Origin of the sequence: Citrobacter sedlakii (assembly GCF_018128425.1) — a bacterium.
Lineage (GTDB): Bacteria > Pseudomonadota > Gammaproteobacteria > Enterobacterales > Enterobacteriaceae > Citrobacter_A > Citrobacter_A sedlakii.
This window is the reverse complement of record NZ_CP071070.1, coordinates 1,294,303-1,308,172: the sequence shown is the minus strand read 5'-3', so window position 1 is coordinate 1,308,172 and position 13,870 is coordinate 1,294,303. Positions and strand designations below refer to the sequence as shown.

The following is a 13,870-nucleotide window of genomic DNA, read 5'->3' as shown; positions in this document are numbered from 1 at the left end:
TTCGGTGTGCCCAAGTGGGGAAACGGGCGTCATTATAAAGAATCTGCGCCGCCGACGAAACCGTTTGCGTCGAAATAAAATTGGCGTCAATTTTTGCCAGACGGTGCGGCCAATCGTTCTAATTAGTTGCCAACTGACGCAAGTTTAAGCAAAATGCCGCTCACTGATAAATACTCCTGGTCTTACTATTCCTTTTCCTACACTGAGGCAACGCACGGTACAGAGAATTAACTAATTGAAAAAATTAAAGATTAATTATCTGTTCATCGGCATCCTGACGCTGTTGTTGGCCGCCGCGCTTTGGCCCTCTATTCCCTGGTCCGGTAAAGCTGAAAGTCGTATCGCGGCGATCCAGTCGCGGGGAGAGCTGCGCGTGAGCACCATTAACTCGCCGCTGACCTATTCAACGCTTAATGGTAAGCCCTACGGGCTGGATTATGAGCTGGCCGAACAGTTTGCCAACTATCTGGGGGTGAAGCTGAAGATTACCGTACGCCAGAACATCAGTCAGTTGTTCGATGACCTGGATAACGGCGATGCCGACCTGCTGGCTGCCGGACTGGTCTATAACAGCGAACGGGTTAAAAATTACCAGCCCGGCCCGACCTATTACTCGGTCTCGCAGCAACTGGTCTACAAAGTGGGCCAGTATCGTCCGCGTACGCTGGGCAGCGTGACGGAAAGCCAGCTGACTATCGCTCCCGGCCATGTGGTGGTTAATGATTTACAGACGCTGAAAGAGACAAAATTTCCTCAACTCAGTTGGCGAATTGAAGACAGAAAAGGCACCACGGAGCTGTTGGACGCCGTGCTTGCCGGTAAGCTGGATTACACCATTGCCGACTCTGTCGCCATCAGCCTTTATCAGCGCGTACATCCGGAACTGGCGGTCGCGCTGGATGTCACTGACGAACAGCCGGTCACCTGGTTTAGCCAACTGGACGATGACAATACGTTATCAGCCGCCCTGCTCGATTTCTTCAACAGCATCAATGATGACGGCTCGCTGGCGAGGCTGGAAGAGAAGTATCTCGGCCACGGCGACGATTTCGACTATGTCGATACCCGCACCTTCCTGCGCGCCGTTGAGGCCATGCTGCCCGACCTGAAACCCTTATTTGAAAAGTATGCTCAGGAAATTGACTGGCGTCTGCTCGCCGCGATCGCCTGGCAGGAATCACACTGGGATCCGCAGGCTACCTCGCCGACCGGCGTTCGCGGCATGATGATGCTGACCAAAAACACGGCCCAAAGTCTGGGTCTTACCGATCGTACCGACCCGGAGCAGAGCATCAGCGGCGGCGCGCGGTATTTACAGGACATGATGAGCAAGGTGCCGGAAACCGTGCCAAAGGATGAGCGCATCTGGTTTGCGCTGGCGGCGTATAATATGGGCTATGCGCATATGCTCGACGCGCGAACGCTGACGGCGAAAACCAAAGGTAACCCTGACAGTTGGACGGATGTGAAGCAGCGTCTGCCGCTGCTCAGCCAGAAGCCATATTACAGTAAGCTGACCTATGGCTACGCCCGCGGTCACGAAGCGTACGCCTACGTCGAAAATATCCGCAAGTATCAGATCAGTTTAGTGGGCTATTTGCAGGAGAAAGAGAAACGGGTCGCGGAAGAAATGAGACTGGCGGAAGAATATCCCGTGGTATCCCCTGCGGAATTCAGCAAGCAATCGCTGCCGCTCTCCTCCTTCCTGTCGCAAGCGTCCTCCGGCTATCTGGCGGATGCCCCTTCCTTGCTGCGCCTGCCGCAGAAAAAGGACGCAGAGTAAATTGACCGCGTCCTAGTCGGATGAAAGGTGAGCGCGTGATGCGTTTTTCAGGGCTTTAATTTCCTGACGACGCATGCGAAAGAAGTCGCTGAGCAGCGTCGCGCACTCATCGCGCAGCACGCCTTCGATAACCTCTACGCGATGATTCATTCCCGGATGGTGCAGCACGTCAATAAGTGAACCGGCAGCGCCGGTTTTGGCATCTCGGGCGCCAAACACCACGCGGCGGATACGGCTATGCACCATTGCCCCTGCGCACATGACGCACGGCTCCAGCGTTACGTACAGCGTGGCGTCAATCAGCCGGTAGTTCTGTAACACCAGTCCGCCCTGGCGGAGCGCCATGATCTCCGCATGCGCGGTCGGATCGTGGTGACCAATCGGGCGGTTCCAGCCTTCGCCAATCACGCGGTTGTTATGCACCAGGACCGCCCCGACTGGCACTTCTCTCGCGTCCCAGGCACGCTTTGCGAGGGTAAGCGCATGACGCATCCAGTATTCGTGGCTAAATTCAACGTCTGACAAAAGGGATACTCCGGTAGTCATAGCGGGCCGCATTATACACGGTAGCTATACTTTCAACTATTCCAGTTGCTGGAGCTCTCCGCGAGGCGTGACGCGCCAACGATGCTGGCAAAAATAGAGCAGCGGGTTGTCCTGTTTACTGTCGCTGTAGCCGCTGTACAGACGCAGCGGCGTACCGATTTGACGCTCAAGCTGCGCCACTTTTTCATGTCCCAGACAGCGCATCGTCAGCACCCAGCCGCCATAGCCGCGCCGCATCTGGCTGGCGATAAGATTAACCCGCGGCAGCCACGGCGTATCAAAATACACCTGCTCCACCAGCGACTGCGGCGAACCGGTAATCAGCCAGATATCGGCATCTGAACTGAGCAGATAGGTTGTCAGACGTTCCTGGACGAGCGGAAACGCCGTCACGCTTTCCCGAAACCAGCTCACAAAGTCTGCATGCAGCGTCTGCAGCCGCGCTTCGCTGTGCCCGAAGGTGCAGCCCCACAGCAGCAAACTCATTGGCCAGCGCGCTGCGCGCCCTTTTATCAGCAACGCGCCGGCAATGACCGGCAAAAGAGGCAGCACGAGCAGCGCGTTGAGAGGCTGGCGACGCAACAAATAGCGCAGGAAACTGCCGAACATGTCCTGCTGGTGCAACGTACCATCCAAATCAAAAAATACGACACGACGCGCGTTAGTGGTCAAACCTTACTCCTCTGGATCATTCAACGTCTGTCGTCAGGAAACGGAAACCTGACGATAACTCCTGATCTTAGCCTAACAGATAGATCGTCACTTTTCCGGCAACAATCATTTACCCAGGCGATCCGCAGACGAGTCGGCTAACGCCGCGCGTAAAAAGCCCTGATGTTGGGCCAGCTTCTCTCTCGCCGCCGTAGCGTTAAGACCGGTCAGCGCCATCAGAATAGCGGGTTTAACGTCATAGTCGGTTTGTTTGAGAAGCGCTTCCGCGTCGTCGCGCGCAATGCCCGTCGCCTCAACCACCATCCGACAGGCGCGATCGACCAGTTTGACGTTAGTGGCCTGCATATCCACCATCAGATTCTGGTAAACCTTGCCGAACTTCACCATCGCGCCAGTGGAGATCATATTGAGCACCAGTTTCTGGGCAGTGCCTGACTTCAGGCGCGTTGAGCCCGTGAGCGCCTCGGGGCCGACGACCGGCGAAATCGCGATATCGGCTTCGCGGGCAATGGGTGAATCCGGGTTACAGGAGATAGCCACCGTCGTGCAGCCCACGCCACGCGCATACTTCAGCGCCCCGATCACGTACGGTGTACGGCCCGAAGCGGCCAGTCCCACCACCAGATCCTGTGGCTTTAGGTTGATCGCGACAAGATCGTCTACCCCCAACTGAGGATTATCTTCTGCGCCTTCGACCGCTTTAAGCAATGCCCCCGGACCACCGGCAATCAGCCCGATAACCAGACCGTGCGGGACGCCGAATGTCGGTGGACATTCCGAGGCATCAAGCACGCCCAGGCGTCCGCTGGTCCCTGCCCCCATATAGATAATACGCCCCCCGGATTTCAACGCGTCAGCCGCGGCGTCGACCGCTCGCGCAACCTCCGGGAGAGTCGCTTTTACGGCTTCCGCTACCTGCGCATCCTGTTGATTAAAACGCTCAACCAATTTAAGCGTCGGCAGCGCATCAAGATCCATCGTTTGGGGATTGCGGGTTTCTGATACTAACGCGCCGAGATTCATATTTGCTCCTCAGGAATTTTTAATTCATATTTATCATTAATAATGGAATAGAATATTCACTAAGGCGAGCAAAATTTCAGTCTGTTGCGCCATTTCGTTTTCCGGGAGAGGTTATGAACTGTTTGATTCGTATTCGTCAGCGATATTCTGGGTTTGCGCAGAGTGATAAAAAGCTCGCGGACTATCTGCTCACGCAGCCGGATACGGCAAGACATCTTAGCTCTCAGCAGCTGGCTGCCGAAGCGGGCGTGAGTCAGTCAAGCGTCGTGAAGTTCGCGCAAAAGCTTGGCTATAAAGGTTTCCCCGCATTGAAACTGGCGCTCAGCGAAGCGCTGATGAGCGCGCCAGCCGCGCATTCTGTGCCGGTGCACAACCAGATCCGCGGCGACGATCCGTTACGTCTCGTCGGCGAGAAGTTGATCAAAGAGAACGTCGCGGCCATGCATGCCACGCTGGACGTGAATACGGAAGAGAAGCTGATCGAAAGCGTGAATCTGTTGCGCAGCGCCCGACGCATTGTGTTGACCGGCATCGGCGCGTCGGGTCTGGTAGCGCAGAGTTTTGCCTGGAAGCTACGAAAAATCGGCCTCAACGCGGTCGTGGAGCGCGATATGCATGCGCTGCTGGCGACGGTTCAGGCGTTGACGCCAGACGATCTGCTGTTTGCCATTTCCTACAGCGGAGAGCGCCGTGAGCTGAATCTGGCGGCGGATGAAACACTGCGCGTCGGTGGCAAGATTCTGGCTATAACCGGTTTCACCCCTAACGCCCTGCAGCAGCGGGCCAGTCACTGTCTTTATACCATTGCGGAAGAGCAGGCCACGCGCAGTGCCGCTATCTCTTCCACTCACGCACAGACGCTGCTGACCGATCTGCTGTTTATGGCGCTGGTACAGCAGGATTTAGAACATGCGCCGGAGCGGATACGCCAGAGCGAGGCGCTGGTAAAAAAACTGGTTTGAGCAAAGAATGCGCGTATAATGCCCGCCCGGTTTGTGATGTTATGAGAGTTTCCTGATGGCCCTGTTAATCACCAAAAAATGCATCAACTGCGATATGTGCGAGCCAGAATGCCCCAATGAGGCGATTTCAATGGGCGAGAGCATTTATGAGATTAACAGCGACAAGTGCACAGAGTGCGTAGGCCATTATGAAACGCCCACCTGTCAGAAGGTGTGCCCTATCCCGAATACCATTTTGAAAGATCCGGCGCATGTCGAAACGGAAGAGCAACTGTGGGACAAGTTTGTTCTGATGCACCACGCCGATAAGCTGTAACGGCTGCCTGAGACCCGCCTCCGGGCCTGATAAAACAGGATGCCGTTCGGCGAGTGAATATGCCGGATGACGGCAACGCTGCTTAACTTTCAATAATGACCGTGGCGCAGGCGTAATGGCGCTCATCGGCCAGCGTCACATGCATATGAACAACACCCAGTTTCTCTGCCAGCGCTAACGCTTCCCCCCACAGCCGCAGGCGCGGTTTCCCCAGCGCATCGTTGAACACTTCAAACTGATTAAACGCCAGGCCATTGCGGATACCGGTACCCAACGCTTTTGCCGCCGCCTCTTTCACCGCAAAGCGCTTGGCAAGAAAACGCACCGGCTGCTGGTGCGTCTGCCAAATCGCCCACTCGTTGTCGCTGAGCACCCGTCTGGCAAGGCGGTCGCCGGAGCGGGAGATCACCGCTTCGATGCGGGCGATCTCCACAATATCGGTGCCTAAACCGAGGATTGCCATTAGCCGCGCGCTTCCAGCATCAGGCGCTTCATTTCCGCTACCGCCTCTTTCAGGCCGCTCATGACCGCACGCCCAATAATCGCATGGCCGATATTCAGTTCATGCATTTCCGGCAGCGCGGCAATAGCTTTCACGTTGTGGTACGTTAAACCGTGGCCCGCATTGACCTTCAGACCGAGGCTTGCGGCAAAGGTCGCCGCTTTCGCGATGCGCGCCAGCTCCTGCGCCTGGTCAGCGTCAGTTTGCGCATCGGCATAGCAGCCGGTATGGATTTCAATGTACGGCGCGCCCACCTCGGCAGCGGCTTTGATCTGTACTTCATCCGCGTCGATGAACAGCGACACGAGGATCCCCGCCTCCGCCAGACGCTTGCAGGCATCACGCATTTTGTCGCGCTGCCCGGCGACATCGAGGCCGCCTTCGGTGGTCACTTCCTGGCGTTTTTCCGGCACCAGGCAGCAGAAATGCGGTTTGGTCTCCACCGCAATCGCCAGCATTTCTTCGGTCACCGCCATTTCCAGGTTCATCCGCGTGTCCAGCGTCTGGCGAAGAATACGAACGTCGCGATCGGTGATATGACGACGATCTTCGCGCAGATGGACGGTGATACCATCCGCGCCCGCCTGTTCAGCAATGAACGCCGCCTGCACCGGATCCGGATACGCCGTGCCGCGCGCGTTACGCAGGGTGGCAATGTGGTCAATATTGACGCCTAACAGTAATTCAGCCATGACAATCCTCGTTTTTTATTTTCGCTTCGGCATAAACTGCCGGAATAATTCGCGGCTCTTTAAAGGTTTTCCACCAAGATACGGCTTCAGCGCCATGCGGGTAAAGCGTTTCGCGGCGCGCAAGGTATCAGCATCGGGAAACTCGCGCTCCGCCAGCGCCCGCAACTGCCGACCGGTAAAGGTGCTGTTGTCGATCACCACGCTGGCGATAAAGCCTTTTTCCTCGCGGTAACGATAGGTCATTGTGTCATCCACCGCTTCACCGCTGCCGGCGCAGTGCAAAAAGTCCACGCCATACCCAAGGTGCCCGAGCAGCGCCAGTTCGAATCGACGCAGGGTCGGTTCGGGCGTACCGGTAGCGCCCGCCAGCGCCTGTATGCAATGCAGATAGTCGAAAAAGAGGGCCGAAAAACGGGTTTCGTGCTCAAGCACGCGGGCCAGCAGTTCGTTAACGTACAGACCACTGTATAAGGTGATACCGCTCAGAGGGAGGGCCAGAGAAACGGCTTCAGCGCTGCGTAGCGTTTTCACTTCGCCACGCCCGCCAAAGCGCACTAACAGGGGGGTAAAAGGCTGGAGAGCGCCTTTCAGGTTCGAACGTTTAGATCGCGCGCCTTTGGCAACAAGGCGCACGCGACCCGACTCTTCCGTGAAGACGTCCAGCATCAGGCTGGTTTCGCTCCAGGGACGACTATGCAGGACAAATGCGCGCTGCCAGCCTTCCATCATACTCGTCGTCTGTGCAGGACGCAGGTTTAGAGGTCGTCGACATAACCGAGACTGCGCAGCGCGCGCTCGTCGTCGGCCCATCCCGATTTCACTTTCACCCACAGTTCAAGGTGAACCGGGGCTTCGAACATCTCCTGCATGTCTTTACGCGCTTCAATGCCGATGGTTTTAATCTTGGCGCCTTTGTTGCCAATAACCATCTTTTTCTGCCCTTCACGTTCAACGAGGATCAGCCCGTTGATGTCGTAGCCGCCGCGCTCGTTAGTCACGAAACGCTCAATTTCGACGGTGACCGAATAAGGCAGCTCAGCGCCAAGAAAACGCATCAGCTTTTCACGGATGATCTCAGAGGCCATAAAGCGCTGAGAGCGATCGGTAATGTAATCTTCCGGGAAGTGATGAATGGCTTCCGGCAGGTGTTTACGCACAATACCCGCGATGGTGTCGACGTTCATCCCGGTCTCAGCGGAGATCGGTACGATGTCGAGAAAGTTCATCTGACTTGCCAGGAACTGCAGGTGCGGCAGCAGATCGGCTTTTTCCTGAACGTTATCCACCTTGTTCACGGCCAGGATCACCGGTGCTTTGCCGTCGCGCAGTTTATTCAGCACCATCTCGTCGTCCGGGGTCCAGCGCGTACCTTCAACCACGAAGATCACCAGTTCAACGTCACCGATAGAGCTGCTGGCCGCTTTATTCATCAGACGGTTGATCGCACGCTTTTCTTCCATATGCAGACCGGGAGTATCGACGTAAATCGCCTGATATGCCCCTTCGGTATGGATGCCGACAATTCGGTGACGCGTGGTCTGCGCTTTACGGGAGGTGATCGAAATCTTCTGCCCGAGCAGCTTATTTAACAGGGTGGATTTACCCACGTTCGGACGTCCGACGATGGCTATAAATCCGCAGTAGGTTTTATCTTCGCTCATTCCAGCTCCAGTTTTTTCAGCGCCTGTTCGGCGGCAGCCTGCTCCGCCTTACGACGGCTCGAACCGGTGCCTACCACCGGCTCACTCAGGCCGCTGACCTGGCAGTGGATTGTAAATTCTTGATCGTGCGCTTCGCCACGAACCTGCACAACCAGGTACGACGGCAGCGGCAGATGGCGACCCTGTAAATATTCCTGCAAACGCGTTTTCGGATCTTTTTGTTTATCGCCCGGACTGATTTCGTCCAGACGGGTCTGGTACCAGTTGAGAATCAGTTTTTCGACGGTTTGAATATCGCTGTCGAGGAACACCCCGCCAATCAACGCTTCAACGGTGTCGGCCAGAATCGACTCACGACGAAAACCGCCGCTCTTCAGTTCTCCAGGCCCTAAGCGTAAACATTCGCCCAGATCGAATTCACGCGCCAGTTCAGCCAGCGTATTACCCCGCACCAGCGTTGCGCGCATACGGCTCATGTCGCCTTCGTCTACGCGCGGAAAACGGTGATACAGCGCATTCGCAATCACAAAACTTAAAATGGAGTCGCCAAGAAACTCTAAACGCTCGTTATGTTTGCTGCTGGCGCTGCGATGGGTTAATGCCTGCTGCAACAGCTCCTGATGAGTAAAAGTGTAGCCCAGCTTCCGTTGAAGCCGATTAATTACGATGGGGTTCATGCGATACCAATAAATAAATGCGTCAACAATTCAGCACACGAAACAGACCTGATACACAGGCTATTCAGCCAGCCGCAGAGCGACAGCTTTACTTGCCTGTATATGGGGAACCAACGCTGTTTCGTGTGCCGTGGCGACCAGGAGGCGCCAACCTTAAACTTCGGGGGAATATTCTATACACAACGACAAGGGATGTCGTTAGCCTGGGGGGAATTATCTAATAAATAATTCACGTTGCCGCCACATTGACGACAACGTGAACGCTAAACCGCGATCAGTGGATCCCGCCAATACGGCTCAAACGGACGCCGGTCGGCCATTCGCCTTCCTGCTTGTCAAAACTCATCCAGATTGCGGTTGCTTTCCCCACCAGATTAGCTTCCGGGACAAATCCCCAGTAACGGCTGTCTGCGCTGTTATCCCGGTTATCGCCCATCATGAAGTACTGCCCCGGCGGCACAATCCAGGTCGCCAGTTGCTGACCTGGCTGACGGTAATACATCCCCACCTGATCCTGCGCAATCGGTACGGTCAGAATACGGTGCGTGACGTCGCCAAGGGTCTCTTTGCGCTCGGCAAGTCGAATGCCGTTCTCTTTCGTTTCACTCTGCGGTACGTCAAAGAAGCCGCTGGTCGCCTCGCCGCCGTTACGACGCGAGAACGTCTGTACGAAATTGCTCGGCTGTACGTCGCTGTAGGTCACCGGTAAAGCATTTTCGCACGCCTGACCAGAGCGACAGCCAGGCTGAATGGTGAGTTCTTTGGCAACCGGATCGTAAGTCACTTTGTCGCCAGGCAGCCCAACCGCACGCTTAATGTAGTCGAGCTTCGGATCTTCCGGATATTTAAAGACCACGATATCGCCGCGTTTCGGATGACCGGTTTCGATCAACGTTTTCTGGTAGATCGGATCTTTAATCCCGTAAGCGAATTTCTCCACCAGGATAAAGTCACCAATCAGCAGCGTTGGCATCATTGAACCTGACGGGATCTGGAACGGCTCATAAATAAACGAACGCACGACCAGCACAATCGCCAGCACCGGGAAAACCGACGCGCCAGTTTCCAGCCAGCCGGGTTTCGGCGCCACTTTCTTCAAGGTGGCTTTATCGAGCGAATCACCAGCAGCGGCCTGCGCTGCGGCCTGACGCTCCCGACGTTTTGGCGCGAAAAAGAATTTATCCACGCACCATAAAATGCCCGTCACCAGTGTGGCAATCACCAGAATCAGGGCAAACATATTGGCCATGCCAACTCCTTAAGGGTTATTTGCTGTCTTTACCGACATGCAGAATGGCGAGGAACGCTTCCTGAGGCAGTTCGACGTTACCGATCTGCTTCATACGCTTCTTACCTTCTTTCTGCTTCTGCAGCAGTTTTTTCTTACGGCTGATATCGCCGCCATAGCATTTCGCCAACACGTTCTTACGCAGCTGTTTCACGGTAGAACGCGCAATAATGTGTGTGCCGATTGCCGCCTGAATCGCGATATCAAACTGCTGACGCGGGATCAGATCTTTCATCTTCTCCACCAGCTCACGGCCACGGCTCTGGGAGTTGTCACGGTGCGTGATCAGCGCCAGCGCGTCGACGCGTTCGTTGTTAATCAGAACGTCTACGCGCACCATATCGGAAGCCTGGAAGCGTTTGAAGTTGTAATCCAGCGACGCATAGCCACGCGATGTGGATTTCAGACGGTCAAAGAAGTCGAGCACGACTTCCGCCATCGGGATTTCATAGGTCAGCGCCACCTGGTTACCGTGGTAAACCATGTTGGTCTGCACGCCGCGTTTTTCAACGCACAACGTGATGACGTTCCCCAGATACGCCTGCGGCAGCAGCATATGACACTCTGCGATTGGTTCGCGCAGTTCATAGATGTTGTTCAGCGGCGGCAGTTTTGACGGACTGTCGACGTAGATCGTCTCTTTTGCCGTGGTTTCCACTTCGTAAACAACGGTCGGCGCCGTGGTGATGAGATCCAGATCGTATTCACGCTCCAGACGTTCCTGAATGATCTCCATATGCAGCAGCCCCAGGAAGCCGCAGCGGAAACCAAAGCCAAGCGCGGAAGAACTTTCCGGTTCATAGAACAGGGACGCATCGTTAAGGCTCAGTTTGCCGAGGGCATCACGGAAGCCTTCGTAATCGTCGGAGCTTACCGGGAACAGACCTGCGTAAACCTGCGGTTTGACCTTTTTAAAGCCCGGAAGCGCTTTGTCCGCCGGATTACGGGCCAGCGTCAGGGTGTCGCCCACCGGCGCGCCGTGGATATCTTTAATGGCGCAGACCAGCCAACCTACCTCGCCGCATTTCAGTTCGGTACGGTCAACCTGCTTCGGCGTGAAGATGCCCAGGCGATCGGCGTTATAGGTTTGACCGGTGCTCATGACCTTTACTTTGTCGCCTTTGCGCATGGTGCCGTTTTTAATCCGCACCAGCGACACGACGCCGAGGTAATTATCAAACCAGGAGTCGATAATCAACGCCTGCAACGGCCCTTCCGGGTCGCCCTGCGGCGGCGGGATATCGCGCACCAGGCGTTCCAGCACGTCGGTTACGCCAACGCCCGTTTTCGCCGAGCAGCGCACAGCGTCAGTCGCGTCAATGCCAACAATATCTTCAATCTCTTCGGCGACACGTTCCGGATCGGCAGCGGGCAGGTCAATTTTGTTCAGAACCGGCACCACTTCGAGATCCATTTCCATGGCGGTGTAGCAGTTCGCCAGCGTCTGCGCTTCAACGCCCTGCCCGGCATCCACCACCAGCAGCGCCCCTTCACAGGCGGCGAGCGAACGGGAAACCTCGTACGAGAAGTCAACGTGACCGGGGGTGTCGATAAAGTTAAGCTGGTACGTTTCACCATCTGAGGCTTTGTAATCGAGCGTTACGCTCTGCGCTTTGATGGTAATGCCGCGCTCACGCTCCAGATCCATCGAGTCGAGAACCTGCGCTTCCATTTCACGGTCAGACAGGCCACCGCAGATCTGGATAATACGGTCAGACAGCGTCGATTTACCGTGGTCGATGTGAGCAATAATGGAGAAATTTCGTATATTCTTCATAAATATGAATTTTTTAACTCGCTATGCTGATAAATTTTTCTTGATGGACACAGCGGTGGACACTCCACAGTAACTACCCCATCAACGACTGGCGTGCATATTACACTGTAGCGCCGAAATCGTCAGCATACGATCACTTGATTAACCTACGATGTAACATCTATAAGGCGTATCTTCTGTCCGGACCAGCTACTCTATACTTTTAGTATGACATTTGGCTGGAGATTTCTATGTGTGGACGTTTTGCGCAAGCCCAAACTCGTGAAGAATACCTGGCCTACCTTGCCGATGAAGGTGATCGCGACATCGCATATGACCCGGAGCCGATTGGTCGTTACAACGTGGCGCCCGGCACCAAGGTCCTGCTACTGAGCGAACGCGACGAGCAGATACACCTCGATCCGGTGTTCTGGGGATACGCACCCGGGTGGTGGGATAAAGCACCACTGATTAACGCCCGCGTTGAGACTGCGGCCACCAGCAGAATGTTCAAGCCTCTCTGGCAGCATGGCCGGGCGATCTGTTTTGCTGATGGGTGGTTTGAATGGAAGAAGGAAGGAAGCACGAAGCAGCCGTACTTTATTCACCGCGCCGACGGGCAGCCGATATTCATGGCTGCGATCGGAAGCATACCGTTTGAGCGCGGCGACGAAGCTGAAGGTTTTCTCATCGTGACATCAGCAGCAGATCAGGGACTGGTCGATATACACGACCGACAGCCACTTGTGCTTACGCCGGAAGCAGCAAGGGAATGGATGCGGCAAGATGTTGGGGGGAAAGAGGCAGAGGCGATAATTGCCGATGGTACAGTGCCAGTAGATAAATTTACCTGGCACGCTGTATCGCGTGCCGTGGGGAATGTGAAAAATCAAGGGGCTGATTTGATTATCCCGCTTTAACTTATTGTTTTCTTTCTAACAACTGCTTTATTGCTTCCAATTGAGAGGTTTGTCTTCGCATCTCCAGAAGGCGCATCGCTTCATAAGCTTCGATTCCAACTAATTGTTGATCTCCCAACATATCGAGGTCATTAATCAACATATCTACTTCTTCTTTAGTTATTGGCGTTCTCATGAAAGTCTCGCTTTGGTAATTGATGGTATACATTCATTTTATCTCACTCTCAGCAGATCGGAGTACCTTGTAGTATATCGAGGCGAAAGCTTCTCTCGCTTCATCTGCCATTGCTGCTGGATACCCTGCCCGGCGAAATAGAGCGTTCCCTTACCATCTTTGGCGTTGAGGTGGTCCAACACTTCCATTAGTTTTTCGCTGCCGGCACGCGGCGCATTATCATCAAACAGGTTAAGCTGCGCCACGCCCTGGCTGAAAAAGTCACCCAGCATCACACCCGCCTTTTGATAACGGTGCCCGTCTTTCCAGATTACATCAAGACAACGCGTGGCCGCGCCGATAATGTCCCTGCTGTCCTGCGTTGGTGTCAACAATTTGACGGAAGCGCTGTTACCGTAGTAAGGCTCATTGAGGGCAAAGGGTGAGGTTTTGACGAATGCCGAAATAAACCTGCAATACTGATGTTCCCCGCGGAGTTTTTCAGACGCACGCGCTGCGTAACTGCAAATAGCCTGCCTCATCTGCTCGTAATCAGTTACCCGATCGCCGAACGAACGGGAGCAGACAATTTCCTGCTTTGCTGGCGCATACTCTTCCAGCCCCAGGCATGATTCGCCACGGAGCTCTCTTACAGTCCTTTCCAACACCACGCTGAAATGCTTACGGATAAACCGGATGTCGGTGTCTGCCAAATCGAGCACCGTCCTGATCCCCATGGCCTCGAGTTTTTTAGCGATTCGGCGACCGACGCCCCATGTTTCATCAACCGGTAGCGCCGTCATTAATTTACGCTGCCGATCAACATTCGACAGGTCGACTACACCGCCGGTCTGCCTCAGCCACTTTTTCGCCGCATGATTTGCCAACTTTGCTGTGTAACACTGCTGTTCTACACTC

General features: G+C 54.9%; 15 protein-coding genes and 1 pseudogene. 4 read left to right on the top strand and 12 right to left on the bottom strand.

All coding sequences use genetic code 11. The features are described from left to right. Window positions 1–235: 235 nt before the first annotated feature. The gene (gene mltF / locus JY391_RS06260; RefSeq protein ID WP_042291485.1) at window positions 236–1,783 is read left to right on the top strand and encodes a membrane-bound lytic murein transglycosylase MltF; all 1,548 of its coding nucleotides are present in this window, start codon (window positions 236–238) and stop codon (window positions 1,781–1,783) included. Window positions 1,784–1,795: 12 nt separating this feature from the next. On the opposite strand, the gene tadA is transcribed toward mltF, so the two are convergent. The 3 genes from tadA to murQ all read right to left on the bottom strand — a co-directional run bounded on the left by tadA (window position 1,796) and on the right by murQ (window position 4,024). Continuing rightward, on the bottom strand, window positions 1,796–2,341 hold the full coding sequence (gene tadA, locus JY391_RS06255; RefSeq protein WP_211935414.1) for a tRNA adenosine(34) deaminase TadA: 546 nt from the start codon (window positions 2,339–2,341) through the stop codon (window positions 1,796–1,798). Window positions 2,342–2,365: 24 nt separating this feature from the next. Beyond that, the gene (gene yfhb, locus JY391_RS06250) at window positions 2,366–3,001 is read right to left on the bottom strand and encodes a phosphatidylglycerophosphatase C (protein WP_042291490.1); all 636 of its coding nucleotides are present in this window, start codon (window positions 2,999–3,001) and stop codon (window positions 2,366–2,368) included. A 105-nt stretch (window positions 3,002–3,106) separates the two neighbouring features. Further along, window positions 3,107–4,024 carry an N-acetylmuramic acid 6-phosphate etherase gene (gene murQ / locus JY391_RS06245; protein WP_211935413.1) on the bottom strand — a complete coding sequence of 306 codons (918 nt, stop codon included), beginning with the start codon at window positions 4,022–4,024 and terminating at the stop codon, window positions 3,107–3,109. Window positions 4,025–4,137: 113 nt separating this feature from the next. On the opposite strand from murQ, the gene JY391_RS06240 reads away from it, so the two are divergent. Both JY391_RS06240 and JY391_RS06235 read left to right on the top strand, forming a co-directional pair. Then, window positions 4,138–4,986: a MurR/RpiR family transcriptional regulator gene (locus JY391_RS06240; protein WP_200035826.1), complete on the top strand. Its 849-nt coding sequence runs from the start codon at window positions 4,138–4,140 to the stop codon at window positions 4,984–4,986. 55 nt (window positions 4,987–5,041) lie between these two features. Next, complete coding sequence (locus JY391_RS06235; protein ID WP_042291500.1) at window positions 5,042–5,302, top strand: YfhL family 4Fe-4S dicluster ferredoxin; 261 nt, start codon at window positions 5,042–5,044, stop codon at window positions 5,300–5,302. An 82-nt stretch (window positions 5,303–5,384) separates the two neighbouring features. Here JY391_RS06235 and acpS read toward each other — a convergent pair whose 3' ends face one another. The 7 genes from acpS to lepA form a co-directional block, all read right to left on the bottom strand. Then, window positions 5,385–5,765, bottom strand: a complete 381-nt coding sequence (gene acpS, locus JY391_RS06230) for a holo-ACP synthase (RefSeq protein WP_181822740.1) — start codon at window positions 5,763–5,765, stop codon at window positions 5,385–5,387. Further along, window positions 5,765–6,496 carry a pyridoxine 5'-phosphate synthase gene (pdxJ, locus tag JY391_RS06225; RefSeq protein WP_042291504.1) on the bottom strand — a complete coding sequence of 244 codons (732 nt, stop codon included), beginning with the start codon at window positions 6,494–6,496 and terminating at the stop codon, window positions 5,765–5,767. The genes acpS and pdxJ overlap by 1 nt, the downstream gene beginning before the upstream one ends. 15 nt (window positions 6,497–6,511) lie before the next feature. After that, complete coding sequence (recO, locus tag JY391_RS06220) at window positions 6,512–7,225, bottom strand: DNA repair protein RecO (protein ID WP_174435354.1); 714 nt, start codon at window positions 7,223–7,225, stop codon at window positions 6,512–6,514. Window positions 7,226–7,251: 26 nt separating this feature from the next. Beyond that, window positions 7,252–8,157, bottom strand: a complete 906-nt coding sequence (era, locus tag JY391_RS06215; RefSeq protein WP_042291507.1) for a GTPase Era — start codon at window positions 8,155–8,157, stop codon at window positions 7,252–7,254. Next, a complete protein-coding gene (gene rnc, locus JY391_RS06210) occupies window positions 8,154–8,834 on the bottom strand; it encodes a ribonuclease III (protein ID WP_042291512.1) in 681 nt (226 codons plus the stop codon). Before rnc ends, era begins: the two co-directional genes overlap by 4 nt. Window positions 8,835–9,108: 274 nt before the next feature. Beyond that, window positions 9,109–10,083: a signal peptidase I gene (gene lepB, locus JY391_RS06205; protein ID WP_211935412.1), complete on the bottom strand. Its 975-nt coding sequence runs from the start codon at window positions 10,081–10,083 to the stop codon at window positions 9,109–9,111. A 16-nt stretch (window positions 10,084–10,099) separates the two neighbouring features. Next, window positions 10,100–11,899 carry a translation elongation factor 4 gene (lepA, locus tag JY391_RS06200; protein ID WP_042291517.1) on the bottom strand — a complete coding sequence of 600 codons (1,800 nt, stop codon included), beginning with the start codon at window positions 11,897–11,899 and terminating at the stop codon, window positions 10,100–10,102. 230 nt (window positions 11,900–12,129) lie between these two features. On the opposite strand from lepA, the gene JY391_RS06195 reads away from it, so the two are divergent. Continuing rightward, a complete protein-coding gene (locus JY391_RS06195; protein ID WP_211935411.1) occupies window positions 12,130–12,798 on the top strand; it encodes an SOS response-associated peptidase in 669 nt (222 codons plus the stop codon). Window position 12,799: 1 nt separating this feature from the next. Here the strand turns inward: JY391_RS06195 and JY391_RS06190 are convergent, their stop codons facing one another. Both JY391_RS06190 and umuC read right to left on the bottom strand, forming a co-directional pair. Continuing rightward, on the bottom strand, window positions 12,800–13,006 hold the full coding sequence (locus JY391_RS06190) for a hypothetical protein (protein WP_199956558.1): 207 nt from the start codon (window positions 13,004–13,006) through the stop codon (window positions 12,800–12,802). 5 nt (window positions 13,007–13,011) lie between these two features. After that, window positions 13,012–13,851: pseudogene (gene umuC / locus JY391_RS06185) on the bottom strand (translesion error-prone DNA polymerase V subunit UmuC); the annotation flags it as partial. Between the last annotated feature and the right edge of the window lie 19 nt (window positions 13,852–13,870).